18 protein-coding genes and 1 pseudogene are annotated in these 25,545 nt (G+C 73.1%); 8 read left to right on the top strand and 11 right to left on the bottom strand.

Annotated elements, in window-relative coordinates:
- The first annotated feature begins 582 nt into the window (after positions 1 to 582).
- From RB614_RS08710 to RB614_RS08700, 3 genes are read left to right on the top strand one after another with little or no spacing between them, the layout of a single operon-like run.
- A complete protein-coding gene (locus RB614_RS08710; RefSeq protein ID WP_308711869.1) occupies positions 583 to 3,432 on the top strand; it encodes a glycoside hydrolase family 3 C-terminal domain-containing protein in 2,850 nt (949 codons plus the stop codon).
- Positions 3,425 to 4,507 (top strand): LacI family DNA-binding transcriptional regulator, encoded by a 1,083-nt coding sequence (locus RB614_RS08705; protein ID WP_428982958.1) that lies wholly within the window; start codon positions 3,425 to 3,427, stop codon positions 4,505 to 4,507. The genes RB614_RS08710 and RB614_RS08705 overlap by 8 nt, the downstream gene beginning before the upstream one ends.
- Entirely contained in the window at positions 4,507 to 5,091 is a 585-nt protein-coding gene (locus RB614_RS08700) for an HdeD family acid-resistance protein (RefSeq protein WP_308711868.1), read from the top strand. Before RB614_RS08705 ends, RB614_RS08700 begins: the two co-directional genes overlap by 1 nt.
- A 480-nt stretch (positions 5,092 to 5,571) precedes the next feature.
- Here RB614_RS08700 and RB614_RS08695 read toward each other — a convergent pair.
- The 6 genes and pseudogenes from RB614_RS08695 to dhaM all read right to left on the bottom strand — a co-directional run bounded on the left by RB614_RS08695 (position 5,572) and on the right by dhaM (position 10,387).
- Positions 5,572 to 6,478: pseudogene (locus tag RB614_RS08695) on the bottom strand (sulfite exporter TauE/SafE family protein).
- A gap of 221 nt (positions 6,479 to 6,699) precedes the next feature.
- The gene (locus tag RB614_RS08690) at positions 6,700 to 7,149 is read right to left on the bottom strand and encodes an RrF2 family transcriptional regulator (protein WP_308711867.1); all 450 of its coding nucleotides are present in this window, start codon (positions 7,147 to 7,149) and stop codon (positions 6,700 to 6,702) included.
- Positions 7,150 to 7,197: 48 nt separating this feature from the next.
- Positions 7,198 to 8,076: an acyl-CoA thioesterase gene (locus tag RB614_RS08685; protein WP_308711866.1), complete on the bottom strand. Its 879-nt coding sequence runs from the start codon at positions 8,074 to 8,076 to the stop codon at positions 7,198 to 7,200.
- 90 nt (positions 8,077 to 8,166) lie between these two features.
- On the bottom strand, positions 8,167 to 9,621 hold the full coding sequence (gene pyk / locus RB614_RS08680; RefSeq protein WP_308711865.1) for a pyruvate kinase: 1,455 nt from the start codon (positions 9,619 to 9,621) through the stop codon (positions 8,167 to 8,169).
- Between the two features lie 129 nt (positions 9,622 to 9,750).
- Positions 9,751 to 10,011 (bottom strand): HPr family phosphocarrier protein, encoded by a 261-nt coding sequence (locus RB614_RS08675; protein WP_308711864.1) that lies wholly within the window; start codon positions 10,009 to 10,011, stop codon positions 9,751 to 9,753.
- On the bottom strand, positions 9,995 to 10,387 hold the full coding sequence (dhaM, locus tag RB614_RS08670; protein ID WP_308711863.1) for a dihydroxyacetone kinase phosphoryl donor subunit DhaM: 393 nt from the start codon (positions 10,385 to 10,387) through the stop codon (positions 9,995 to 9,997). Before dhaM ends, RB614_RS08675 begins: the two co-directional genes overlap by 17 nt.
- Positions 10,388 to 10,469: 82 nt before the next feature.
- On the opposite strand from dhaM, the gene RB614_RS08665 reads away from it, so the two are divergent.
- The 4 genes from RB614_RS08665 to RB614_RS08650 all read left to right on the top strand — a co-directional run bounded on the left by RB614_RS08665 (position 10,470) and on the right by RB614_RS08650 (position 14,666).
- Positions 10,470 to 11,255, top strand: coding sequence for an IclR family transcriptional regulator (locus RB614_RS08665; protein ID WP_308711862.1), 786 nt, complete (start codon positions 10,470 to 10,472; stop codon positions 11,253 to 11,255).
- 107 nt (positions 11,256 to 11,362) lie between these two features.
- The gene (gene dhaK, locus RB614_RS08660; RefSeq protein WP_308711861.1) at positions 11,363 to 12,361 is read left to right on the top strand and encodes a dihydroxyacetone kinase subunit DhaK; all 999 of its coding nucleotides are present in this window, start codon (positions 11,363 to 11,365) and stop codon (positions 12,359 to 12,361) included.
- Between the two features lie 26 nt (positions 12,362 to 12,387).
- Complete coding sequence (gene dhaL / locus RB614_RS08655; RefSeq protein WP_308711860.1) at positions 12,388 to 13,011, top strand: dihydroxyacetone kinase subunit DhaL; 624 nt, start codon at positions 12,388 to 12,390, stop codon at positions 13,009 to 13,011.
- Positions 13,008 to 14,666 (top strand): putative PEP-binding protein, encoded by a 1,659-nt coding sequence (locus RB614_RS08650; RefSeq protein ID WP_308711859.1) that lies wholly within the window; start codon positions 13,008 to 13,010, stop codon positions 14,664 to 14,666. Before dhaL ends, RB614_RS08650 begins: the two co-directional genes overlap by 4 nt.
- Before the next feature lie 68 nt (positions 14,667 to 14,734).
- Here the strand turns inward: RB614_RS08650 and RB614_RS08645 are convergent, their stop codons facing one another.
- The gene (locus RB614_RS08645) at positions 14,735 to 16,333 is read right to left on the bottom strand and encodes an amidase (RefSeq protein WP_308711858.1); all 1,599 of its coding nucleotides are present in this window, start codon (positions 16,331 to 16,333) and stop codon (positions 14,735 to 14,737) included.
- Positions 16,330 to 16,629 carry a hypothetical protein gene (locus tag RB614_RS08640; protein WP_308711857.1) on the bottom strand — a complete coding sequence of 100 codons (300 nt, stop codon included), beginning with the start codon at positions 16,627 to 16,629 and terminating at the stop codon, positions 16,330 to 16,332. The genes RB614_RS08645 and RB614_RS08640 overlap by 4 nt, the downstream gene beginning before the upstream one ends.
- 161 nt (positions 16,630 to 16,790) lie before the next feature.
- Between RB614_RS08640 and RB614_RS08635 the strand changes: the two genes are divergently transcribed.
- The gene (locus RB614_RS08635) at positions 16,791 to 17,861 is read left to right on the top strand and encodes a hypothetical protein (protein ID WP_308711856.1); all 1,071 of its coding nucleotides are present in this window, start codon (positions 16,791 to 16,793) and stop codon (positions 17,859 to 17,861) included.
- Positions 17,862 to 17,932: 71 nt separating this feature from the next.
- Here the strand turns inward: RB614_RS08635 and RB614_RS08630 are convergent, their stop codons facing one another.
- The 3 genes from RB614_RS08630 to gltB all read right to left on the bottom strand — a co-directional run bounded on the left by RB614_RS08630 (position 17,933) and on the right by gltB (position 25,470).
- Complete coding sequence (locus RB614_RS08630) at positions 17,933 to 19,306, bottom strand: AAA family ATPase (RefSeq protein ID WP_308711855.1); 1,374 nt, start codon at positions 19,304 to 19,306, stop codon at positions 17,933 to 17,935.
- Positions 19,307 to 19,397: 91 nt separating this feature from the next.
- Positions 19,398 to 20,909, bottom strand: coding sequence for a glutamate synthase subunit beta (locus RB614_RS08625; RefSeq protein ID WP_308711854.1), 1,512 nt, complete (start codon positions 20,907 to 20,909; stop codon positions 19,398 to 19,400).
- Positions 20,902 to 25,470 carry a glutamate synthase large subunit gene (gene gltB, locus RB614_RS08620; protein WP_308711853.1) on the bottom strand — a complete coding sequence of 1,523 codons (4,569 nt, stop codon included), beginning with the start codon at positions 25,468 to 25,470 and terminating at the stop codon, positions 20,902 to 20,904. The genes RB614_RS08625 and gltB overlap by 8 nt, the downstream gene beginning before the upstream one ends.
- Between the last annotated feature and the right edge of the window lie 75 nt (positions 25,471 to 25,545).

The following is a 25,545-nucleotide window of genomic DNA, read 5'->3' as shown; positions in this document are numbered from 1 at the left end:
CGGCGGACGGGCGCGGCGGGTGCCCCGCAGAGGCCCGCCGTGCTTGGCGCGGCCGGAGCGACGCCGCGGGCGGGCGGACGCGGCATGCAGGCGGGCGGACGCGGCATGCAGGCGGGCGGACGCGGCATGCGGGCGAGCGGACCGCGCGGCAGGTTCGGCACGGCAGGCCCCCGCGGCGGATGCGGCACGACAGGTGCGGCACGGCGGGGACTTGACCGCAGGGCCCGGCAGCGGAGGTCGGGGGCGAGAAGCGCCACCGAGCCGCCGACGGAAGCGATGCCCGCGGGGAAGGCGCACGCGACGGAGCTGCGGCATGCCTCGCGAACGACCCGACGCCGCGCGCTCGCCACCCCGGGCGTGAGCTGTGGGTTAGCGCTTTCCTGAGTTTTCGTGGGAGCGCTCCTATTGACCTGGGCCGCTATGTGGTGCGAGTCTCAGAGGGCTCCGGGCGTTAACACAGCCGAAACCCGTTAACGCGACGGAGTTTTCTTCGACGGCTTGTCGAAGCGCTTCGAGCAGACGGACGCTCCGCGGATCTCCCACCGCGAGTCGAAGCGCTTCGAAGTCCATAGAGGACGGGTGATGGCGATGACAGAGGCGTTTCGCGACCCGGCCCGGCCACTCGACGCCCGGGTGGCCGACCTGCTGGGCCGCCTCAGCCTGGCGGAAAAGGTCGCACTGCTCCACCAGCACCAGGCGTCGGTCCCCCGCCTGGGGATCGGTCCCTTCCGCACCGGGACCGAGGCGCTGCACGGCCTGGCCTGGGTCGGCCCGGCCACCGTGTTTCCGCAGGCCGTGGGGCTGGCCAGCACGTGGGACACCGACCTGGTCCGCGCGGTCGGGGCGGCCGTCGGCGACGAGGTGCGCGGCTTCCACCACAAGGACCCGGCCCGGGTCGGCCTCAACGTGTGGGCGCCCGTGGTCAACCCGCTGCGCGACCCGCGCTGGGGGCGCAACGAGGAGGGGTATGCCGAGGATCCCTGGCTCACCGGCGAGATCGCCACCGCGTACGCGACCGGGCTGCGCGGCGACCATCCCGTGTACCTGCGGACCGCGCCGACGCTCAAGCACTTCCTCGGGTACAACAACGAGACCGACCGCCACCTCACCTCCAGCAACCTGCCGCCGCGGGTGCTGCACGAGTACGAGCTGCCCGCCTTCCGGGCCCCGATCGAGGCGGGCGCGGCGGTGGCGGCGATGGCGTCGTACAACCTGGTGAACGGGCGGCCGGCCCACCTCAGCCCGCTCATCGAGGGCGAGCTGCGCCGGTGGACCGACGGCGAGGTGCTGGTGGTCAGCGACGCCGCCGCCGCGTCCAACATCGCCGGCGAGCAGGGCTACCACGCCGACCACGCCGCCGGGTACGCGGCCGCGGTCCGGGCCGGCATCGACAGCTTCACCGAGGACGACGGCGACTCGGGCCCCACCGTCGCGCGGCTCACCGAGGCCCTCGACCGCGGCCTGCTCGACGAGTCCGATGTGGACCGGGCGGTGCGGCGGGTGCTCACCACGCGGTTCCGGCTCGGCGAGTTCGACCCGGCGGAGCGCAACCCGTACGCGGCGGTGACCGCCGAGGTCGTCAACTGCGCCGCGCACCAGGAACTGGCCCGCGCGGCGGCCCGCTCCTCGATCGTCCTGCTCAAGAACGAGGGCGGGCTGCTCCCCCTCCGCGGCGGCACCGTGGCGGTCATCGGGCCGCTCGCCGACACGCTGCACGAGGACTGGTACAGCGGCACGCTGCCCTACGCGGTCACCGCGTACGGCGGGCTGGCCGCGCGGGTGCACGCCACCTTCCACGAGGGCGTGGACCGCATCGCGCTGCGCGGCCCGGACGGGTACGCGTGGGCGGCCGACGGGCCGGTGCGGGCGGACGGCGCCGCTCCCGCCGGCCCGGAGGCAGCCTTCGACCTCTTCGACTGGGGCGAGGGCGTGGTCGCGCTCCGGGCCGTGGCCAACGCCATGCACGTCGGTGCGGACGACGACGGGGTACTGGTGAACGACCGCCCGCAGCCCGGCGGCTGGGTGGTGCGGGAGACGTTCCGGTTCGTGGAGCGGGGCGCCGGCCAGGTCGTGCTGCACCACCTGGCCACCGGCCGGTACGTGGCGGCGGGCGCCGACGGCGTGCTGCGGGCCAGCGCGGAGCGGGTCGAGGGGGGCACCCCGTTCACGGTCGAGCTCGTGTCGGACGGCACCCGGGACGCCGCGGCGGCCGCCGCCGACGCGGACGTGGCGGTCGTGGTCGTCGGCAACCACCCGATGATCAACGGGCGGGAGACCGAAGACCGGGCCAGCCTCGCGCTGCCGGCCGCCCAGGATGCACTCGTCCGGGCGGTACGTGCGGCCAACCCGCGCACCGTGCTCGTGGTGACCAGCGGCTACCCGTACGGGATCGGCTGGGCGGACGAGCACGTACCGGCGGTGCTGTGGTCGTCGCACGGCGGCCAGGAGTACGGCAACGCGCTCGCCGACGTGCTCCTCGGCGCGGCGGACCCGGGCGGGCGGCTGACCCAGACCTGGTACCGGGACGCGGCCGAGCTGCCCGACCTGCTCGACTACGACGTGATCGCCTGCGACGCCACGTACCAGTACTACCGCGGCACGCCGCTGTACCCGTTCGGGCACGGGCTGAGCTACGCCACGTTCGCCTACGCGAACCTGCGCCTGTCCACTGTGGAGGTGGACGCGGGCGGGACGGTCGAGGTGTCGGTGGACGTCACGAACACCGGTGACCGGGCCGGCGACGAGGTGGTGCAGCTCTACACCCGCCAGCGCCGCTCCACGGTCAAGCAGCCGTTGCGCCGCCTTCGGGCGTACCGGAAAATCACGCTGGACCCGGGCGAGAGGGTGACCGTCTCCTTCCGGCTGCGGGCCGCGGACCTCTGGTTCTGGGATGTCACCCGCGGCGCGCGGGTGGTCGAGACCGCCCGCCACACCGTCCAGGTCGGACGGTCCAGTGCGGACATCGCGCTGACCGCGACGCTGTCGGTGCGCGGCGAGGAGGTCGGTCCGCGCCGGCCGCTCGACCGTCCCCTGTGGGCGGTCGACCACGACGACTACGCCGGCACCGTGCTGCTGGACGACGAGCCCCGCCGCGCGGACGCGGTGGGCGCGGCCGAGCCGGCCGGATGGATCGGCTTCCAGCGGGTGGACTTCGGGTCCGGCGCGGCGGCGGTGGCGGCCCGGGTCACCAGCCGCACCCGGGAGGCGGCCGGCGCCCGCGTCACGCTCCGCCTCGACGACCCGCTCTCCGGGCCGGTGGCCGGCAGCATCGTCGTGCCGACCGCCAACGGCCGCCACGACTGGGTCGAGGTGCGTACGCCGGTGAGCGGCGCGACCGGCGTCCGGGACCTCTACCTGTCGTTCGAGGCGCCAGGCGCTACCGTGAGCTGTCTGACGTTCACCAGTGGCGGGATGGAGGCGTCGAGTGACTGAGCACGGTGGCGCCAAGCGGGCCGACATGGTCACCATCACCGACGTGGCCCGGCACGCGGGCGTCGCGGTGAGCACCGTGTCCTACGTGTTGAGCGGCAAGCGGGCCATCTCCGCGACCACCCGCCAGCGGGTGCTGGCGAGCATCCGCGCGCTCGGCTACCACCCGAACGCGGGCGCCCGGGCCCTGGCGAGCAAGCGGGCCAACGTGATCGCGCTCGTGCTGCCGCTGCGGTCCGGGATGCACCTGCCGGTGCTGATGCAGTTCGCGACGGCGGTGGTGACGACGGCCCGGCAGTTCGACCACGACGTGCTGCTGGTGACCGCCGACGAGGGCCCGGACGGGCTGCGGCGGATCGCGGCCAGCGCGATGGTCGACGGCATCGTGCTGATGGACGTGGAGATGCACGACCCGCGCGTGCCGCTGCTGCGCGACCTGGAGCGGCCGAGCGTGCTGATCGGCTTTCCCGCCGAGGCGGAAAACCTCACCTGCGTCGACCTCGACTTCTACCGCGCCGGCGCGGCCTGCGTCGACCACCTCGCGTCGCTCGGCCACCGCGAGATCGCGCTGCTCGGCGCGCCCGCCGTGGTGTACGAGCGGGACACCGGCTTCGCCCACCGCACACGCGCCGGCTTCACCGAGACCGCCGAGCGGTACGGGATCGCGGCGACCGCCCAGCCGTGCGAGGAGAGCTTCGACGCGGTGCGGCAGGAGCTGGCCGGCCTGCTGGAGCGCCACCCCGACCTCACCGGTCTCGTCGTGCACAACGAGGCGGCCGTGGCCCACGTGCTCGCCGCGCTCCCGCTGCTCGGCCGCCAGGTGCCGCACGACATCTCGGTGGTGGCGATCTGCCCCGACGAGGTCGCCGAGCGGGCCAGCCCGGCGCTCACGTCGGTGCTCATCCCGGCCGAAGACGTGGGGCACCAGGCGGTCACGCTGCTGATGCGCAAGCTGGAGGGGCAGCAGGTGCCGGCCGCCACGCTGCTCGACCCCCGCCTCACGGTGCGCGCGTCGACGGCCGCCCCGGCTGCGGCCGATTCGGCGGCAATTCTTCCGGATGGTGCTGTAATGAGGTAATGGCGAACACTCGCGTGCTGGCCCCTCGGGCCCCGTGGTGGCTGTTCCTCGTCACCGGCATCCTGTGGATCGTGTACGCCTGGATCGTGCTCCGCTTCGACAACGCGTCGGTGGCGGCGGTCTCGGTCCTGGCCGGCCTGGTCGTCCTCTTCGCGGCCGTCTCGGAGCTGTTGATGGCCGTCGTCGCGCCCAGTTGGCGGTGGCTGCACGCCCTGCTCGGCGTGCTCTTCGCCATCACCGGCATCGTCATCCTCTTCCGACCCGGCACCGGCTTCGCGTGGCTGGCCGCCTTCGTCGGCTGGTACCTGCTCATCAAGGGCTTCTTCGACGTCGTGATCGGCTTCGTGTCCAAGCCGGAAAACGACGCCTGGTGGCTCTCCGTCCTGGTCGGCGTGGTGGAGGTCCTGCTCGGCTTCTGGGCCGCCGGCAGCTGGGTACGCTCCGCGTTCCTCCTGGTGGCCCTCGTGGCCGGGGTGGCGCTGGCCCACGGCATCGCGGACATCGTGCTCGCCTTCCGCCTGCGCGGCATCATCTCCCGCTTCACCGGCCGGGGCGCCGCCGCGCCCGGCCCCGCCGCCCCCTGACGCCGCCAGGCGCGGCCGGTCACGCACCTGCCCCACCGCCGCGGCGGTCCGCGATTCAATCTCCGGACCGCCGCGGCCCTCGTCCGCCCCCGGTCTTTTCGCCCTTCCCCGGCCCGGGGAAGGGCGAACCGCTTCTCACCGGCTCCCAGCAGGGATAGACCGCCGTCAGGCGCTGAAACTCTTCGCGGCGCCCTGAGTCGATCACGGCGCGAGCCCCTCCTAGCCGGGAGCGCCTGACACGAAATCCGGTGGACCCGCGGCGATCGTGGTATTTCGGTGCCTCTCCGGGGGCACCTGCGTACCACGATCTCGACCACCCGCGCGGCCCGGCTGGGCCGGGCGACGGCTTGGCGCTCCCGAGTGCGCCCGGCTCACACAGCCTTGATCGAACTAGCGTATCGCGGTAGCCCAAGGTCTCTTTCGGAGTTGGATCCGCTCCAGACCGCCAACGGCCGGCCGGAGTCGGCGCGCCCTGGGAGGTCAGGCGGCGTCGAGGGCGGGCAGGCGCTCCTCGGCGTCTGCCGGGGCGGGCTGGGGCGCGCGGCGGGTGCGGCGCAGCAGGCGCACGGCCAGGTACAGCGCGCCGGCCCAGGCGGCCACGATCGCCAGGTAGACCACGGGGCGCAGGCCGGACGGCGCGTCGAGTGCGCGCATGATGGTGCGGGCGTTGGTCAGCACGATCAGCCCGCCCACCGCGGCGCCGAGCAGCTGGGCCGGGACGATGCGCACCAGCCACGCGGCGAGCGGGGCCGCGATGAGACCGCCGACCAGCAGCGCGGCCACGGTCGGCAGCACGAAGCCCTCGGAGCCCAGCCCGATCAGAAAGCCCGCGCTCGCCGCGCCCGCCACCACGAACTCCGACGTGTCCACCGAACCGATCACCTTGCGCGGCTCCATCCGCCCGGAGACCAGCAGCGACGGGGTGGCCACCGGGCCCCAGCCGCCACCGCCGGTGGCGTCGACGAAGCCGGCCACCAGGCCCAGCGGGGCGAGGAAGCGGGCGCCGGGCGCGGCGCTCGGCGAGAGGGCGGGTGAAGCGGATCAGCAGGTACAGGCCGAGGGCGAGCAGGATGCCGGCCATCCACGGCGCGGCGGCCTCGGTGGAGATCGAGCTGAGGAACGTGGCACCGGCGAAGGCACCGACGCCGCCCGGGAGTGCGATGCGGCGTACGACCCGCCAGTCGACGTTGCCGAACCGCCAGTGCGCCGCCCCTGAGGCGAGCGTGGTGCCGAGCTCGGCCAGGTGCACCGACGCCGAGGCGGAGGCCGGGGCGAGACCGGCGACGAGGAGGAGTGACGAGGAAGTGACCCCGTACGCCATGCCGAGGGCGCCGTCGACGAGCTGCGCGGCGAGCCCCACCAGGGCGAGGACGATCAGCTTCCGCACCTTCTCCACCTCCTCGGTAATTCCGGTCAACTTAGTCGAGAATCAGGGAAATGGCGGCCACCGTCAAGCCGGTACCGGAAAATGAGACCTCCCCCGCCGGTGATCGAAGCTCCCCCCAGGTCGCTAGAACGACATGAAGGGAGCTTCGATCACGGGCGGGCGGGCGGGCACGCGCGAGCGAGCGAGCGGGTGCCGTGAACGCGGGCGGGTGAGGAAGGTGGTCAGGCCCAGGCGCGCGGGTCGGCGACCAGGTCGCGGATCCGCTCGGGAAGCTTGCCGGTCGCGACGTCGGCGATCGTGACCAGCTCGAGGATCTGCCGCTCGCTGGCCCGCAGCGCGATCCACACCTCCTGGAGGGCGGCCGCGGCGCCGTGGTAGCCGAGCTCCTCCGGGCGCTGGCCGCGCACGTGCGCGAGCGGCCCGTCGATGATCCGGATGACGTCGGCGAGCGTGATCTCGCCGGCCGGGCGGGCCAGCCAGTAGCCGCCCTCCGGGCCGCGCTGGGCGTGCACCACCCCGCCGCGGCGCAGCTGGAGCAGGATGCTTTCGAGGAACTTCGGCGGGATCTCCTGCGCCTTCGCGATGCGCTCGGCGGTCAGCGGGCCCTCGACGGCGGTGGCGAGCTCGACGACGGCGCGCAGCGCGTAGTCGACCCGGGCAGACAGTCGCATGAACCCCATTATCCCGGTCGACAAAGCAGAGGACCGGCCGGCCGGGCCTCACCCGCCCACGCGGCGCAGCAAGCCTTCCTGTACGGCGGTGGCGACGTGCCGCCCCTCCTCGGTGAACATCCGCCCCGTGGCCAGCCCTCGCGCGCCGGAGGCGGACGGGCTCCAGCAGTCGTAGAGGAACCACTCGTCGGCCCGGAACGGGCGGTGGAACCAGAGCGCGTGGTCGAGGCTCGCTCCCACCACGCCGCCGGGCCCCCACACCTCGCCGTGTACGGAGAGCACGGAGTCGAGGAGCGTGAGGTCGGAGGCGTACGTGAGGGCGCAGGCGTGCAGCAGCGGGTCGTCGGGGAGCTTGCCGTCGATGCGCATCCACACCCGCTGGTACGGGTCGGCGGGGCGGTCACCGGGCGGCACCCAGCCGGGCTCGCCGACGTACCGCACGTCGATCGGGCGCGGGATGGCGGCCCAGATGCCGGCGCGGTCGGGGTACCGGGCGAGGCGGTCGGACATCGTCGGCACCTCGTCCGGGCCGGGTACGCCGGGCGGGGCGGGCGCGTGGTGGTCGAGCCCCTCCTCCTGCCGGTGGAAGGACGCCGACATGAAGAAGATCGCCCGGCCGTCCTGCATCGCGACCGAGCGGCGGACCGAGAACGAGCGGCCGTCGCGGATGTTTTCCACCTGGTACTCGATCGGCTCGGTCGGGTCGCCCGGCCGCACGAAGTAGCCGTGCAGCGAGTGCACCAGCCGCGCCGGGTCGACGGTGCGGCCGGCGGCGACCAGCGCCTGCCCGGCGACCTGGCCGCCGAAGACCCGCTGCGGACCGACCCGCGGGCTGATCCCGCGGAACCGGAACGGACCCAGCTCCTTCAGGTCGAGCACCTCAAGGAGCTGGTCGACCGCCGCCTGACCGACGGCCGCGTCACCCACGGTCGCCGCCCGCCCAGGAGCGAGCCCCGCCCGCCCAGGAGCGAACGCCGCCCGCCCGAAAGCGACGGCGGCACGCCGCGGCGGGAGAGGTCACCGACCGCTGCTTCGGGCCGCCGTCGCGGCGTCGACCAGGGAACCGAGCTGGTGCACCCGCAGCGTGTTGGTGGAACCGGGCGCGTTGGGCGGGCTGCCCGCGACGACCACCACGTAGTCGCCGGGGTTGGCCCGGCCGATGCCCAGCAGCGCCAGGTCGACCTGCCGGAACATGTCGTCGGTGTGCTGCACGAACGGCACCAGGAACGTCTCCACGCCCCACGAAAGGGCCAGCTGGCTGCGCACCTCGGGCACCGGCGTGAACGCCAGCAGCGGCAGCTCGCAGTGCAGCCGGGAGAGGCGGCGGACGGTGTCGCCGGTCTGCGAGAACGCGACCAGCGCCTTGGCCCCGATGCTGCGGGCGATCTGCGAGGCGGCCACGGTGAGCGCGCCGCCGTGGGTGCGGGGGTCGTGCTGGAGGCGGGGCACGCCGATCGAGCCGGACTCGGTGGTCGTCACGATCTTGGCCATCGTGCTGACCGTGAGCACCGGGTACTTACCCACGCTGGTCTCGCCGGAGAGCATGACCGCGTCGGCGCCGTCGAGCACCGCGTTGGCCACGTCGGAGGCCTCGGCGCGGGTCGGGCGCGAATTCTCGATCATGGAGTCGAGCATCTGGGTGGCGACGATGACCGGCTTCGCGTTTTCCCGGCAGAGCTGGACGGCCCGCTTCTGCACCAGGGGCACCTGGTCGAGCGGAAGCTCCACGCCGAGGTCGCCACGGGCCACCATCACGCCGTCGAACGCGTCGACGATCGCCTCCAGGTGGGTCACCGCCTCCGGCTTTTCCACCTTGGCGAGGACCGGGCGGCGCAGACCCTCCTCGTCCATGATCGCGTGAACAAGCTTGATGTCGTCGGGCGAGCGGACGAACGACAGGGCCACCAGGTCGACGCCGAGGCCGAGTGCGAAGCGCAGGTCGGCGGCGTCCTTTTCGGACAGTGCCGGCACGCTCACCGCCACGTTGGGCAGGGAGACGCCCTTGTGGTTGGAGACCGGGCCGCCCTCGACGACGAGGCAGCGGATGTCGTTGTCGTGGACGGCGGTGACCTCGACCGCGACCTTGCCGTCGTCGATCAGGAGGCGGTCGCCGACCTTCACCTCCTGGGGAAGCTTGCGGTAGGTGCACGACACCCGGTCGACCGTGCCGAGCACGTCGTCACCGGTGATCACCACCGTGTCGCCGGTGCGCCACTCGACCGGCGCCTCGGCGAACTTGCCAAGGCGGATCTTGGGACCCTGCAGGTCGGCGAGGATCGCGACGGCGCGGCCGGCGGCCTCGGCCGCTTCGCGCACCCGCTGGTACACCGACTCGTGGTCCTCGTGGCTGCCGTGGCTGAAGTTGAGTCGGGCCACGTCCATACCGGCGTCTACGAGGCCCCGGATGCGCTCCGGAGAGGAAGTGGCAGGGCCGAGAGTGCAGACAATCTTCGCGCGGCGTGTCACGGTCATCAGGCTAGTCCCTCCGCCGGATCGGCTGTGCGGCCGACCCCTGTCGGACGATTGGTGGCGGCGGGCGTCGGCGACCGTCACCGCGCATGGTAGTACCGCCCCGACATCCGCTGCGTCCCCCGGTGGAGGTCAGCTCGCGGCGCTGAGCACGGCGGCCACCGCGTCGACCGCCTCGGCCGCGTCCGGGCCGCTCGCGCGCAGGGTCACGGTGGTGCCGGCGGTGGCGCCGAGTGCCATCACGGCGAGCACGCCGCGGGCGTTGGCGACCTTTCCCGCGTACTCGATCTCGACCTCGGCCTGGAACCGCGCCGCGGCCTGGACCACCTGCCCGGCCGGCCGCGCGTGCAGGTGGGCCGGGAGCACGACGGCGGTCTCAGAGCTTACGGACATCGCGTGCCTCCTCCGCGGCCGCGACGGCGGTCGCCAGGTCGGCGCCGGTGGCCGCGATGACCGCGGCGGCCAGCGCGCCCTCCACGAAGGGCGCGTCGACGATCACGACGCCGGGCGTGGCGATGTCGTCCAGCACCGCCCGCGCGGTCAGCACCGAGCTGCCCAGGTCCGGCAGGACCAGCACGCCGGCGCCGCCGTCCGCCTTTTCGATCGCCGCCCGCACCAGGTCGTAGCTGGTGCCGATGCCGCCCTCGTCGGTGCCGCCGGCCGCCTCGACCGTGAGCGACGCCCCACCCACCTGCGACAGCAGCTCCCGCAGGCCAGCGGCGAGCTCGGCGCTGTGCGAGACGAGTACGATGCCCACGAATCTCGTCATGACCGGAAATGGTATGTTCAGAAACACCGTTCGGCAATACTGAACCCGCTCGGCCGGCGTGTCGGGCGGAGAGGCGGCCACCATGGTCCAGTCCGTCGCGCGCGCGATCGAGATCCTCCGCGTGCTCGGCACCGCCGCGCGGGGCGCCGGCGTGACCGAGGTGGCCGAGCGCATCGGCGTCGCCAAGCCCACCGCCCACGCGCTGCTGCGCACGCTGGAGGCGGGCCAGCTGGTCGCCCAGGACCACGAGACCGGCAAGTACCGGCTGGGACCCGCGCTGCTCGAGCTCGGCAACGCCTACCTGGAGACCCACGAGCTGCGGGTCCGCTCGGTGGCCTGGGCCGACGGCCTGGCCAACCGGGTCGGCGAGGCGGTCTGGGTGGGCGTGCTCTCGGCCGACCACGTGCTGGTCGTGCACCACGCGTTCCGTCCCGAGGGCGCGGTGCAGATCCTGGAGGTGGGCGCGGTCATCCCCTGGCACACCTGCGCGCTGGGCAAGGCCATCGTCGCGCACCTGCCCGAGGCCGACCGCGCGGCGCTGCTGCGGGCCCCGCTGCCCGCGCTCACCGGCGCCACGCGGACGGAGCCGTCCGCGCTGGTCCAGGATCTGGAGGGGGTACGCGGCACGGGGTACGCGGTCGAGGAGGGCGAGGCGGCCATCGGCGACGCCGGCATCGCGGCCCCGGTCTTCGACCACACCGGCGAGGTGGTGGGGGCGATCGGGGCGGTCGGTCCGGTCGAGCGGTTGCTCGACGAGCAGACCCGGGACGGGCTGGCCGTCGCGGTCCGGGAGACCGCCCGCCACCTCTCCCGCGACCTCGGCGCCGGCCGCCCGTCGACGCGCCGCTGGGTCGCCGCGGCATCCTGACGTCCTACGCTTGACACACGCTCGTAACCGGGACTAGGTTCCGAACACACTTCAGCATCGCTGAACGCGGTCTTACCCGGCCACCACCCTCCGGAAGGAGTCCGGCCGTGAAGAAGTTCGTCAACGACCCATCGGCGGTCGTCCGCGAAGCGCTGGCCGGTGTCGCCGCCGCCCACTCCGACCTCCGGGTCGACATCGAGCAGCAGATCGTGGTCCGCGCGGACGCGCCCCGCTCCGGCAAGGTCGGCGTGCTCTCCGGCGGCGGCTCCGGGCACGAGCCGCTCCACGGCGGCTTCGTGGGGCTGGGCATGCTCGACGCCGCCTGCCCGGGCGAGGTGTTCACGTCGCCGGTCCCCGACCAGATCCTCGCCGCCACCCAGGCGGTCGACGGCGGCGCGGGCGTGGTGCACATCGTGAAGAACTACACCGGCGACGTCATGAACTTTCAGATGGCCGCCGAGCTCGCCGCCGACGAGGGCATCGAGGTGCGCTCGGTGCTCGTCGACGACGACGTCGCCGTCGAGGACTCCACCTGGACCGCCGGCCGCCGGGGCACCGGCGCCACGCTGATCGTCGAGAAGGTGACCGGCGCGCTCGCCGAGGCCGGCGCCGCCGCCGACGCGGTCGCCGCCGCCGGGTCGCGGGTCAACGAGCAGTCCGCCTCGTTCGCGGTCGCGCTCACCGCCTGCACGACGCCGGCCGCCGGCAAGCCCGGCTTCGACCTGCCGGACGACGAGATGGAGATCGGCGTCGGCATCCACGGCGAGCCGGGGCGGCGGCGGGAGAAGCTGCGCCCGGCCCGGGAGATCGCCGCGATGACGGTGGAGGCGATCCTCGGTGCCAAGCCGCTGGCCGCCGGTTCCGAGGCGATCGTGCTGGTCAACGGCCTCGGCGGCACGCCGCTCATCGAGCTGTACCTGCTGTACGGCGAGGTGGCCGCGCTGCTCGGCAAGGCCGGCCTCCGGGTCGCGCGCAACCTGGTCGGCAACTACGTGACCAGCCTGGACATGGCCGGTATGTCGGTTACCGTGTGTCGGGCGGACGCGGAGATCCTGCGGCTCTGGGACGCACCGGTCCGCACCCCGGCGCTGCGCTGGGGCGTGTAGCTGGCCCGCTCCTCAGGGAGGTCTACGTGGACGTCGCGCTCGCCCGCTCGTGGATCGCCGCGATCGCCGCGGCCGTCGCGGAGCAGGCCGACTACCTGACCCAGCTCGACTCGGCGATCGGCGACGCCGACCACGGGGTCAACCTCAACCGTGGCTTCACGGCCGTGGCGGCGGCCCTCTCCTCCGCGGCGGAGCCGGCGGCGGTCGGCGACGTCTTCGTCAAGACCGGCACCACGCTGGTGTCCAAAGTGGGCGGTGCGGCCGGGCCGCTGTACGGCACGGCGTTCCGCGCGATCGGCAAGGCCCTGCCCGCCGGCAGCTCCACAGTGGACGCCGCCGAGCTCGGCGTGGCGCTGCGGGCCGGACTGGCCGCCGTGCAGAAGCTCGGTGCGGCCGTCCCCGGTGACAAGACGATCGTCGACGCGTACGGCCCGGCGGTCGCCGCGTTCGAGAAGGCGGCGGAGGAAGGGCTGGCGGTGGCCGCGCGGGCGGCGGCGGAGGCGGCCGCGGAGGGCATGCGCGCGACGATCGAGATGGTCGCCCGCAAGGGCCGCGCGTCGTACCTGGGGCCGCGCAGCGTCGGCCACCAGGATCCGGGCGCCACCTCGACCTGGCTGGTCTTCCAGGCGCTGGCGGACGTCACCAGATGAAAGCACCCCAAGAAAACGCTCCGCTTCGCTCCACGTTTCCCCGGGGGCCCCGCGGATACACCGGCGTGCTCGGCGCGCCCGGGGTGGGACTGGGACGCATCCGCTGGGTGGGCACCGGCGCGCCGCCCAGCGGCCCTTCCGCCGCCGCGTCCCCCGCCGACCTCACGGCCGCTTTCGACACGGTGGCCGCGCGGCTGCGCGAACGGGCCGACGCGCTGCGGGCCGGCGGGCACACCGAGCCGGCGGAGATCGTGGCCACGATGGCGCTGATCGCCGACGACCCGGACCTGCGCGGCTCCGCCACCGCCGAACTGGCCGCCGGGCGCGACCCCGCCGGCGCGGTGACCGCGGCCGCCTCGACGTACGCCGAGCTGCTGGCCGCCCTCCCCGACCCGACGCTGGCCGCCCGCGCCGCCGACGTACGCCAGGTGGGGCGCCGGGTCGCCGGGGTGCTGCGCGGCGACCCGGAGTCTACTGTGGACGGCCCGGTCATCCTCGCCGGCCACGAGCTGGGCGCCGACGACCTGCTGGACGTCGTGGACGACCTGGCCGGCGCCGTGTCCCAGCTCGGCGGCCCGAACGCGCACGTCGCCATCGTCGCCCGCGCGCTGGGCGTACCGCTGGCCTTCGGCGTCACCCCCGACGCGGCCGACGGCGTACCGGCGGTGCTCGACGGCGCCACGCTGATCCTGGCGCCCACCCCGGCCCAGGAGCACGCCGCCCGCGAGGCCCTGCGCGCGGCCGAGCGGCGCCGCGCCGACCTCGCCGCCGGCCGTACGCTCCCCGCCGTCACCCGCGACGGCGAGGCGGTCACCCTGCTGGCGAACGTGGCCACCGCCGAGGAGTCCCGCGCCGCCGTGTCCGCCGGGGCGGAGGGCGCCGGGCTGGTCCGGACCGAGCTGCCGTTCCTCACCGCGCCCGGCTGGCCCGACGAGGCCGCGCACGCCGCCGCGCTCCGCCCGGTGCTGGGCCCGCTGGCCGGCCTGGTCGCGACGGTACGCACGCTGGACTTCGCGCCGGACAAGCTGCCACCGTTCCTCGAAGCGGGAGTCGCGAGGCTACGGGCCGCGACCACGACGGTGGACGAGCGCCGTGGTAGGCACAGTGGACGGTCGTACCCGGGGCAGCCGCCGCCGGAGGCGCTGGCCGCCCAGCTGGCCGCGATCGTCGCCACCGGCGCGGGCACCCGGCTACGCGTGATGCTCCCGATGGTCGGTTCCGCGGCCCAGGTGCGCGAGGCTCGCGCGCTGCTGCCCGAGGACGTGCCCCTCGGCGCGATGGTCGAGACGGAGGCGGCGGTGAAGGCCGTCGACGAGATCGCGGCGGCGGCCGACTTCCTCTCCATCGGCACCAACGACCTGACCGCGTCCCTGCTCGGCCTCGGCCGCCAGGATCCCGCCCTGACCCCGGCCCGCGCGGCGGAACCCTCGGTGCTGCGCGCGATCGCCGCGACCGTCGCCGCCGGCGAACGCCACGGGCGCCCGGTCTCCGTCTGCGGTGACGCCGCCGCCGACCCGTACGCGATCCCGCTGCTGATCGGCGTCGGCTGCCGCATCCTGTCGGTGGCACCGTCCGCTTTGGACACCGTCCGCGCCCAGGTCCGTTCCCTGGACGCCGGCGAGTGCGCGGCGATGGCCGCCGCCCTGCTGGGCTGAGTCCTCCGTGATCGAAGCTCCCCTCAAGCTGTTCTAGCGACGTGAGGGGAGCTTCGATCACGGGCGCTTTACTGCGTCTGGGCGACCACGTCCTCGGCCGTGAGGCGGCCACGGTCCTCCGCCGGGGCGGCCGAGCGCAGCGCCGACGGGGCACCCGCAGCCGGCGGGTTCGGCGGGCGGCGCCAGTGCCAGTCGGTCACGGCCTGGTAGGCGGCGACGACCGAGAGCAGGCGGTCCTCCGCGTACGGGGCGCCGCCGAGGATCGTGCCGATCGGGACCCCGGCCGTGGTGAAGCCGATCGGGAAGCCGATCTCCGGCAGCCCCAGGATGTCGAAGGGCACCGGGCCGGTCTGCACCACCACGTCGCAGTGGTCGAAGATCTGGTCCAGCACCCGCTCCAGCAGCAGCAGTTTGGCCCGCTGGCCGGTGATGAACTCGTTCGCGCCGAGCAGCGCGCCCTGCAGCCAGCCGGTCACCGAGACGCCGAAGCCGCGCAGGTCCGTACGCAGGTACGGCATGAAGGGCTCGCTGCGCTCGGGCAGCCGTACGTTGTTGAAGGCGCCGCCGGTCAGCAGTTCCCACTCGTCGGGGAACGGGACGTCGACCAGGCGCACGCCCTCGACCTTGTCCACAGTGGAGAGGAACGCCTGGCGGGCCAGCGCGGTGGCCGAGGTGCCGTCGGCGTACCCGGGGAGCACGCCGATGCGCGTGTTCCAGCGGGCACGGACCCGGCGCCCCGAGTACACCGGCGTCGCCGCCTCGACCAGGTTTGGCACCCGCGGCAGCCCTTGCGTGCGCGGGTCGGCCGGGTCCTCCCCCGCCATCGCGGTCAGCATGATGGCCGCGTCCTTGGCGTCGCGGGCGAGCGGGCCCGGGTGGTCGCGCGTGTAGCTGAGCGGGATGATGCCGGCCAGCGACACGCGACCCATCGTGGGCTTGAGGCCGGTCAGGTTCTGCGCGTTCGAGGGTGCCGTGATGGAGCCGCCGGTCTGCGTGCCCGTACCCGATGTCGCCATGCGCCCGGCCACCGACGTGGCCGTGCCGGTCGACGAGCCGCCGGGGTCCGTTCCCGGGTTGGTGGGTGTCCACGCGTTGACCGTCGTGACGCGACCGTCCGGTGTGGTCGCTCGGGTTGTCGCGAGTGGACCCATCTGCGTCTTGCCGAGCACGATCGCGCCGTTCGCCTTGAGGCGGCCCACGGCTGTCGCGTCGTACGGCGGCACGAAGTCCTGGAAGAGGAACGAGTTGGCCGTGGTCCGCACGCCGGCGGTCCAGTAGTTGTCCTTGATGGCGAGCGGGATGCCGTGCAGCGGGCCGACATGCGGCTTGCGGCCGGCGACCTTCGCCGCGGCCCGCGCCTGGTCGGCGAGCACCGTGTTGAATGCCTGGTACGCCGGCTCGTACGTGCCGATCCGGGCCAGGTACGCCTCGACGAGGTCGATCGGCTTGATCCGGCCATTCTTGATCATCCAGGCGGCTTCGGCGAGCGTCAGCTCGGTGAGGTCGGTGAAGGCCTCGGGGCGCGGCCGCACGTACGCGTTGCCGCCGAAGCGGGCCGCACCGCCGGCCCACGCGGCCGTGGCCGGGATGGCGGAGGCGCCGGCGGCGGCCACCGCGGCGACGGCGGCGGTCCGGGCGAGGAACGCCCGTCTATCCACTGTGGTCATTTGCGCCACTCCGTGCTGATCGAGGGGTAGAGCATCGGCGCGGGCTGCTGGGAGAGGGCGGCCGCGTGCGCCGGGTCGCTGCCCGCCGGGGCCGGCAGCTGGTACGCGGCGAGCGCGGTCACGCTGCCGCGGACGAACGAGCGCAGCGAGGCGAGTACGGAGTCGCGGCCGGGCGAGCCGGTCGCCGGGTCAGACGCGGTGCCGGGCGGCAGCTGGTCCAGGTCGATTCCGAGGGAAGCGAGGCGAGCTCGGATCATGACGTCGAGCTCGGCGTCCGTGGGTGGAGTGGGAGCCATGGTTGATCACTCTTGGAGCGGGCTGTGTCCGGCCTGTATCCCCAAGATCACATGGATGTGTCTTATCAAATCCAGCCGTTCGGCTGTCGGCAACCCGCCATATCAGTCCATCGATCTCTTCCTCTGTTTAGCGTCCCGTTCCCGACCCACGAAGGAGCGCAATGGGAATCCTCCGAAAGCTGGCCGGAGCCTGCCTCGCCGCCGCCCTGGCCACCGCCGGACTCGCCGCGCCGGCACAGGCGGCCGTACCCGACGGGCACGGCTTCGTGCTCTGGAACGGCGCCGCCGTGGTGCCCTCCGGCACCTGGCCGCCCGCCACCACCGTCACCGCGTTCGGCGGGGGCTTCTACGAGGTCGTCTTCCCCGGCCAGGCCGCGAAGGGCGGCGTCGTCCACGTCACCGCGATCAGCGGGCGCCCGGTGTGGTGCCAGGCGTTGAAGTGGGGCTTCTCCGGCGCCGATCAGATCGCGTACATCGGCTGCTTCCGGCCGGGCAGCTTCGGCATCGACACGCCGTTCACCGCGGTCTTCGCGAGCAGCTCACCGCCGGACGGGGTGCCCGGCCACTACGGGTACGTGCACGCGGACGCGGCCGCCACGGTCGTGAGCGAGTACAACTCGGCCGTCGGCGGCGGCAACACGGTGGCGCCGGCCGGCGGTCCGGGCGAGTACGTGGTCCGCTTCCCCGCCCTCGGCACGCCGGGGCCGAACGACGGCAGCCTGCAGGTGACCGCGGTCAACTCGGACCGGGGCGCGCACTGCCAGATCCCGAAGTGGCGGTCCAGCCCGGGCGGGCAGGACGTGCTGGTGTTCTGCTTCGACGGGACCGGCACGCCGTTCGACACCGGGTTCACACTGAGCTACCAGCTCGAACGGTCGCTGTTCGGCCCGGCGTACCCACCGAAGTTCTTCGGCTACATCTGGAACATGCCGCCGCCGCCAGCACCCAACCCGGGCCCGCCGGCGACGAACTTCAACTCCCAGCTCGGGCCCGGCGCGAACGGCCTCGCCGCGTCCGGCCTCGGGCTGACACTGGTCGGCTTCCGCGGGCTGGCCCAGCGGCCGGACACCGTACAGGTGTCGACCAGCGGGCAGCGGGGCGAGTTCTGCAACCTGCAGGCCCCGTGGTCGTACAGCGGCACGACCGTGCTGGTGCGCAACGTCGCCTGCTACACACCGGCCGGCGCCCGCGTCGACACCGGCTCGTTCACCAGCTACAACTCCGAGTTCTGACCAACCCGGTCGGGGGCCGCACCGCCGGCCCCCGACCGCATCACACGTCAGGGCCTCCGAACAACACCGCGTCAGTACGCGAGAACACCCAAGTCCTCGACGAACTCCCACACGTTGGTGTATGGATCACGCTGCGTGTACGGCAGGTGGTCGTCGTGCTGGGCGTTCATCTGCTTGGCCCGCTTGCGCGCGTCGGCGAACCGGCCCTCGATCTGGTCGATCGCGGCGTCCACCAGGTCTGCGGGCTTGCGGTCGACGGCTCGTCCGCCGCTTCCTCGGGTACCCCCGGCCTGCCTGGTGTCGTTCGCGATGTGTACATCGTTTCGGCGGACCGGCTGCATCTCCTTGACCAGGTCGATGTACTGCGGCTCCGTCAGCTCGCCTTCGGTGTAGACCCAGACCTGGCCGGGGTCGAGCAACCGGTCGCCACCGGGGGTGCCGAGCACCGTCACGTCATGCGTGGTGAAGATCAGTTGGGCACCCGCGGCGTTGACCTCGGGATCCTGGAAGAGCCGGATGACCTCCGCCGCGAACCGCGGATGCAGGCTCGCGTCCAGCTCGTCGACCAGGAGTACGGCGCCTTCGTCCAAGGCGAGCAGAACGGGACCGAGCAGCGCGAACCTGGAGCGGGTGCCAAACGACTCGCGTTCCCAGGCGACCGGGTATCTGTCGCCGGCCGCCCCGTCGTGCCAGAGGCGGACCACCTCGCCGTTGTCTACCAGCTCAACCCCGGCGACGCCCAGGTCCGCGACCCGGAGCAACTCCTCGATCCGCTCTCGGCGCGGACCGCGCAGGGCATGGCGCGTGAGGCTCTCGCGTTGATGCCGCTCGTTTTCCGGCGTGACCAGCCCCAGGTTGTTCTGGAACCAGTAGAAGACGGGCGACAGCTCGGGGCTGTTGTCGGTGCCGGCCACCGTGAGAAACAGCGCGTTCGGACGGGTCAGGCGCACGAACTGGGCGCGGTCGCGCACCCGCTCACCGGGAAACTCGAACTCGGTGTCGCGGGAGGCATCGCGGTCGAACCACACCTGACGGCGACCCTTGGGGTACGCGTGCAGCCACTCCGCCTCCACCCGCCCGGCACCGAGTTCGAAGCCGTACGTGTAGCGGAAGCCGTCGTGCACGAAGTCGACCTCGAAGAAGGAACTGTCCTCGGCCGCCTTTGGATCGAGGTTGAACTCCTCCCGCGGGATCCCACGGAAGGAGGCCCATTGGGCGTAGGAATTCAGCACCGCGTCACGCATCATGACCAGCGCGGCGAGAAGGTTCGACTTGCCGGACGCGTTGGCGCCGAAGATCCCGACCACCGGATACAGCGCGAGCTCTCGTCCCGCCACCGACACGACCCGGCCTGTCGACGCCTTGTCGCCCGGCTGCACGACGAAGGACAGCTCCTGTTCCTCGCGGAACGATCGCACGTTGGCGACCCGGAACCTCAGCAACATGCCCTCTCCCTGTCGCGCCCGGCGTACGGCGCCGGGCTGGCCGTCGCTGACCGGCTCGCCGGGCCGGGCCGGTCACCCGGCGTGGGTGCCGCTACACGCTCAGCGGCACGGCCGCGGGGGTGACCGGCGCGGGCAGGGAGCCTTCGCCGCCCAGGTACGAGTGGATGGCGGCCGCCGCGGCGCGGCCCTCGGCGATCGCCCAGACGATGAGGGAGGCACCGCGGTGCATGTCGCCGGCGACGAAGATGCCGTCGGCGTCGGCCGTCTGCCAGTCGGGGCGGGCGTCGATCGCGCCGCGGGCGTTGCGGGTGACGCCGAGCTGGTCGAGCAGCGGCTGCTCCTCGGTGCCGTCGAAGCCGATCGCCAGCAGCACCAGGTCGGCCGGGATCTCGCGCTCGGAGCCGGGCACGTAGGTGAGCATCCGGCGGCCGTCGACCTTTTCCACGGTCACCTCGGCGATCCGCACGGCCCGTACGTTGCCGGCGCCGTCGTCGACGAACTCCTGGACCGCGACCGCGAACACCCGGTCGCCGCCCTCCTCGTGCGCCGGGTAGTTGCGCAGGATCCACGGCCAGGTGGGCCACGGGTCGCGCGCCTCCTCGCGGGCGTCCGGCGGCTGCGGGTACAGGTCGAGCTGCACGATGCCGGCCGCGCCCTGGCGGTGGGCGACGCCGAGGCAGTCGGCGCCGGTGTCGCCGCCGCCGATGATGACCACGTGCTTGCCCTTGGCGTCGATCGGCGAAGGAGGCACCGGACCCGCGGCCGGGTCATCGGCGGCCGCGGCTGAGGCCGCGACGAAGCGGTTGGCGGGGACGAGGTGGTCCATCGCCAGGTGTACGCCGCGCAGCTGCCGCCCCGGCGTCTCGGGCGTGTCGCGCCCGGCGAGCGCACCGCAGGCCAGCAGCATGGCGTCGTGCTCGGCGCGCAGCGAAGCGGCGGTCACGTCGACGCCGACGTTGACGGAGGTGCGGAACAGGACGCCCTCGGCCGTCATCTGCGCCAAGCGCCGGTCGATGTGCTCCTTTTCCAGCTTGAAGTCGGGGATGCCGTACCGCATCAGGCCGCCGATCGCGTCGTCCCGCTCGTACACGGTCACCTGGTGGCCGGCGCGGGCGAGCTGCTGCGCGGCGGCGAGCCCGGCGGGGCCGGAGCCCACGACGGCGACCCGCTTGCCGGACGGCGGCGGCACGGCCTGCGGGGTGACGTACCCCTTCTCGAAGGCCCGGTTGATGATCTCGACCTCGACCTGCTTGATGGTGACCGGCTCGCCGCCGGCGATGCCGAGCACGCAGGCCGCCTCGCACGGCGCCGGGCAGAGCCGCCCGGTGAACTCCGGGAAGTTGTTGGTGGCGTGCAGCGACTCGATCGCCGAGGCCCAGCCGCCGGTGCGGACCAGGTCGTTCCAGTCCGGGATGCGGTTGCCCAGCGGGCAGCCGTCGTGGCAGAACGGGATGCCGCAGTCCATGCAGCGGGTGGCCTGCTCGCGGATCAGCTCGTCGCCGGCGGACGGGTAGACCTCGCGCCAGTCCTGGATGCGCACCGGGACCGGGCGCCGGCTGGGAAGCCGGCGCCCGTACCGAAGGAAACCCTGAGGATCAGGCACGAGCGACCTCCATCACCGCTTCGTCGATGTCCCGACCGGCGGCTTCGGCGGTGCGGATGGCTTCCATGACGCGCTTGTAGTCGCGCGGTACGACGGCGATGAACTCCTCGACCGCCTCGGACCAGCGCTTGAGCAGGTGCTCGGCGACGGCCGAGTCGGTCTCCGCGAAGTGCCGCTCGACCAGCGTGCGGAGGGTGACCTGCTCTTCGTCGCTGAGCGGCTCGAGCTCGACCAGCTCCGGGTTGACCCGGCTCTTGTCCAGGCGCCACACGAACGCGGTGCCGCCGGACATGCCGGCCGCGAAGTTGCGCCCGGTGCCGCCGAGGACCACGACGGTGCCGCCGGTCATGTACTCGCAGCCGTGGTCGCCGACGCCCTCCACGACGGCCACCGCGCCGGAGTTGCGGACGGCGAAGCGCTCGCCGACCCGGCCGCGCAGGAAGAGCTCGCCGCCGGTCGCTCCATAGAGGATGGTGTTGCCGGCGATGATCTGCTCCTCGGCCACGAACGGCGCGGTGCTGAACGGCCGCACCACGATCCGCCCGCCGGAGAGCCCCTTGCCGACGTAGTCGTTCGCGTCGCCGAAGAGGCGCAGCGTCACGCCCCGCGGCAGGAACGCGCCGAACGACTGGCCGGCGGTGCCGTGCAGCGTCACGTCGATCGTGTCGTCGGGCAGGCCGGCGCCGCCGTACCTGCGGGCGACCTCGCCACCCAGCATGGCGCCGACGCTGCGGTGCTCGTTGCGGACGGCGAGCACCGGGCGGACCGGCTCGCGGCGCTCCAGAGCCGGCGCGGCGAGCGTGATCAGCTCGTTGTCGAGCGCGCGGTCGAGGCCGTGGTCCTGCTCGCGGATGCGGCGCCGGGCCGCCCCCTCGGGCAGCCGCGGGATGTGCAGCACCGGACGCAGGTCGAGGCCGCGCGCCTTCCAGTGGTCGACCGCGGGCGCGACGTCGAGCAGCTCGGCGTGGCCGATCGCCTCGTCGAGCGAGCGGAAGCCCAGCTCGGCCAGGTAGCCGCGGACCTCCTCGGCGAGGAAGACGAAGAAGTTTTCCACGAACTCGGGCCGGCCCGTGAACCGCTCGCGCAGCACCGGGTTTTGCGTGGCGATGCCGACCGGGCAGGTGTCGAGGTGGCAGACCCGCATCATGATGCAGCCGGAGACGATGAGCGGGGCGGTGGCGAAGCCGTACTCCTCGGCCCCGAGCAGGGTCGCCACGATCACGTCGCGGCCGGTCTTGAGCTGCCCGTCGACCTGCACCGTGACCCGGTCGCGCAGCTTGTTGAGCAGCAACGTCTGCTGCGCCTCGGCCAGGCCCAGCTCCCACGGGGTGCCGGCGTGCTTGAGCGAGTTGAGCGGGGACGCGCCGGTGCCGCCGTCGTGGCCGGAGATCAGGATCACGTCGGCCTTGAGCTTGGCGACGCCCGCGGCGACGGTGCCGACCCCGATCTCCGAGACCAGCTTCACGTGTACGCGGGCGGCGGGGTTGACGCACTTCAGGTCGTGCACGAGCTGCGCGAGGTCTTCGATGGAGTAGATGTCGTGGTGCGGCGGCGGCGAGATGAGGCCGACGCCCGGCGTGGCGTGCCGGGTCTTGGCGATCCACGGCCACACCTTGTTGCCGGGGAGCTGGCCGCCCTCGCCGGGCTTGGCGCCCTGGGCCATCTTGATCTGGAGGTCGTCGGCGTTCACGAGGTATTCGCTCGTGACCCCGAACCGTCCACTCGCGACCTGCTTGACGGCGGAGCGGCGGGACGGGTCGTGGAGCCGCTCGACGTCTTCGCCGCCCTCGCCGGTGTTGGACTTGCCGCCGAGCCGGTTCATCGCGACGGCGAGCGTCTCGTGCGCCTCGGCCGAGATCGAGCCGTACGACATCGCGCCGGTGGCGAAGCGCTTGACGATCTCGCTGACCGGCTCGACCTCGTCGATCGGGACGGGCGGGCGGACCCCGGTGCGGAGCGTGAAGAGCCCGCGCAGCGAGCCGGCCTCGGTCGCTAGCTTGTCCACTGTGGACGTGTACTTCTGGAAGACCTGGTACTGCCGGCTGCGGGTGGCGTGCTGCAGCAGGAAGACCGTCTCCGGGTTGAACAGGTGCACCTCGCCCTCGCGGCGCCACTGGTACTCGCCGCCGACGTCGAGGCGCCGGTGTGTCCGCTCCGCTTCGTTCAGCGGGTAGGCGCGGACGTGACGGGCCTTGATCTCCTCGTGGATCTCGGCGAGCCCGGCGCCGCCGATCTTGCCGGGCGTGCCGGCGAAGTAGCGCTCGACGAGCCGCGCGTCGAGGCCGACCGCCTCGAAGACCTGCGCCCCGCAGTACGACGAGACCGTGGAGATGCCCATCTTGGACATGATCTTCAGGACGCCCTTGCCGAGCGCCTTGACGTAGTTGCGGACCGCGGTGGCCGGCTCGATGCCGGGCAGCGCGCCGGTCGCGATGAGGTCTTCGACCGTCTCGAAGGCCAGGTACGGGTTGACCGCCGCCGCGCCGTATCCGACCAGCACGGCCGCGTGGTGCACCTCGCGGCAGTCGCCGCTCTCCACGATCAGCGCCACCTGGGTGCGGGTCTGCTCGCGTACCAGATGCTGGTGGACCGCCGCGGTGAGCAACAGCGACGGGATGGGTGCCAGCGTCGCGTTGCTGTCGCGGTCGGAAAGGACCAGGATGCGCACGCCGTCTTCGATCGCCTCGGAGACGTGGCGGCAGATCTGGGTGAGCCGCGCCTTGATGCCGGCGGCGCCGTCGCGCAGCGGGTACAGCCCGGAGACCCGGACCGCCTTGAAGCCCGGCAGGTCACCGTCGGCGTCGACGGAGAGGATCTTCGCCAGCTCGTCGTTGTCGATCACCGGGTGCGGCAGCACGATCTGCCGGCAGCTCGCCGGTCCCGGGTCGAGCAGGTTGCCCTCCGGGCCGATCGTGGACTGGAGGCTGGTGACCAGCTCCTCCCGGATCGCGTCCAGCGGCGGGTTGGTCACCTGGGCGAAGAGCTGGTGGAAGTAGTCGTACAGCAGGCGGGGGCGGGTGGAGAGCGGCGAGATCGGCGTGTCGGTGCCCATCGAGCCGATCGGCTCGTTGCCGGTGCGCGCCATCGGCGCGATCAGGATCTTCAGCTCCTCTTCGGTGTATCCGAAGGTCTGCTGCCGCCGCTGCACCGAGTCGTGCGTGTAGACGATGTGCTCCCGCTCGGGCAGGTCGGCGAGGTCGATGAGGCCGGCGTGCAGCCACTCGTCGTACGGCTGGGCGGCGGCCAGCTCGGCCTTGATCTCGTCGTCCTGCACGATCCGGCCGGCGGCGGTGTCGACCAGGAACATCCGCCCCGGCTGGAGCCGCCCCTTGGCCACCACGGTCGCCGGGTCGAGGTCGAGCACGCCCGCCTCGCTGCCGAGCACCACCAGGCCGTCGCTCGTCTGCCACCAGCGGCCGGGGCGCAGGCCGTTGCGGTCGAGGACCGCGCCGACCACCGTGCCGTCGGTGAACGCCACCGCGGCCGGGCCGTCCCACGGCTCCATCAGGCTGGCGTGGAAGCGGTAGAACGCGCGCCGCGCCGGCTCCATGTCCGGGTCGTTCTCCCAGGCCTCCGGGATCATCATGAGCATCGCGTGGGGCAGGCTCCGGCCGGCCAGGTGCAGCAGTTCGAGCACCTCGTCGACGTTCGCCGCGTCGGAGGCGTCCGGCGTGCAGATCGGGAAGAGCCGCTTGAGGTTGCCCGGGATCGCGCTGGAGGCGAGCAGCGCCTCGCGGGCGTTCATCCAGTTCTTGTTGCCCCGGATGGTGTTGATCTCGCCGTTGTGCGCGATGAACCGGTACGGGTGGGCGAGCGGCCACGACGGGAACGTGTTGGTCGAGAAGCGCGAGTGGACCAGCGCGATCGCGCTGGCGACCCGCTCGTCGGCCAGGTCGGGGAAGAACGCGGGCACCTGCGCCGGCGTGAGCATCCCCTTGTACGTGATCGTGCGCGACGACAGCGACGGGAAGTACGCCGCGACGCCCCGCTCGGCGCTCTCCCGCTCGGTCTGCTTGCGCACGCAGAACGCCACCCGGTCGAGGTCGAGCCCGGTCAGCGGGCTGCCCGCCGGACCCTCCGGGGTGTCGGTGAGCCGGTGCGCGGCGAGGAACACCTGCCGGATCCGCGGGCGGGCCGCCTCGGCCGTCTCGCCCAGGTCGCTCGGGTCGACCGGCACGTCCCGCCAGCCCAGCAGGTCGGCACCCTCCACCAGCGCGTACTTCTCCAGGACCCGGACCGCCCGGGCCGCCTCCTCCTCGTCGTGCGGGAGGAAGACCAGGCCGGCCGCGTACTGCCCGGGGGGCGGGAGGGGGAAGTCGACCACGGCCCGGAAGAACTCGTCGGGCACCTGCAGCATGATGCCGGCGCCGTCACCGGTGTTGGGCTCGGCGCCGCGGGCGCCCCGGTGGTCGAGCCGGCACAGCGCCGAGAGGCCCTTGGCGACGACGTCGTGGGAACGATGGCCCGCCAGATCCGCCACGAAGGCCACGCCGCAGGCGTCGTGCTCGTACGCCGGGTCGTAGAGCCCTTCGGAGGTGCGCTGAGGGTGCGGATGAACCACCGGGCCTCCTGTCGTCGCTCGCGCTACGTGGGATAGATCGGGACGACGTCGGCCCTGCTGAGTCCTTCGAGTCTA

This window comes from Phytohabitans maris (assembly GCF_031085175.1).
Classification (GTDB): domain Bacteria; phylum Actinomycetota; class Actinomycetes; order Mycobacteriales; family Micromonosporaceae; genus Phytohabitans; species Phytohabitans maris.
The sequence above is the reverse complement of the archived record's forward strand: the minus strand, read 5'-3'. Positions and strand labels throughout refer to the sequence as shown.

Excerpts from the sequence above, each read along its gene's own strand:
- RB614_RS08700 (WP_308711868.1), top strand. The coding sequence starts at position 4,507 with ATGGCGAACACTCGCGTGCTGGCCCCTCGGGCCCCGTGGTGGCTGTTC.
- dhaM (WP_308711863.1), bottom strand. The coding sequence starts at position 10,387 with ATGACGAGATTCGTGGGCATCGTACTCGTCTCGCACAGCGCCGAGCTC.
- RB614_RS08665 (WP_308711862.1), top strand. The coding sequence starts at position 10,470 with ATGGTCCAGTCCGTCGCGCGCGCGATCGAGATCCTCCGCGTGCTCGGC.
- RB614_RS08635 (WP_308711856.1), top strand. The coding sequence starts at position 16,791 with ATGGGAATCCTCCGAAAGCTGGCCGGAGCCTGCCTCGCCGCCGCCCTG.
- RB614_RS08640 (WP_308711857.1), bottom strand. The coding sequence starts at position 16,629 with ATGGCTCCCACTCCACCCACGGACGCCGAGCTCGACGTCATGATCCGA.
- RB614_RS08645 (WP_308711858.1), bottom strand. The coding sequence starts at position 16,333 with ATGACCACAGTGGATAGACGGGCGTTCCTCGCCCGGACCGCCGCCGTC.
- pyk (WP_308711865.1), bottom strand. The coding sequence starts at position 9,621 with ATGACCGTGACACGCCGCGCGAAGATTGTCTGCACTCTCGGCCCTGCC.
- RB614_RS08710 (WP_308711869.1), top strand. The coding sequence starts at position 583 with ATGGCGATGACAGAGGCGTTTCGCGACCCGGCCCGGCCACTCGACGCC.
- RB614_RS08675 (WP_308711864.1), bottom strand. The coding sequence starts at position 10,011 with ATGTCCGTAAGCTCTGAGACCGCCGTCGTGCTCCCGGCCCACCTGCAC.
- RB614_RS08690 (WP_308711867.1), bottom strand. The coding sequence starts at position 7,149 with ATGCGACTGTCTGCCCGGGTCGACTACGCGCTGCGCGCCGTCGTCGAG.
- RB614_RS08650 (WP_308711859.1), top strand. The coding sequence starts at position 13,008 with ATGAAAGCACCCCAAGAAAACGCTCCGCTTCGCTCCACGTTTCCCCGG.
- RB614_RS08630 (WP_308711855.1), bottom strand. The coding sequence starts at position 19,306 with ATGTTGCTGAGGTTCCGGGTCGCCAACGTGCGATCGTTCCGCGAGGAA.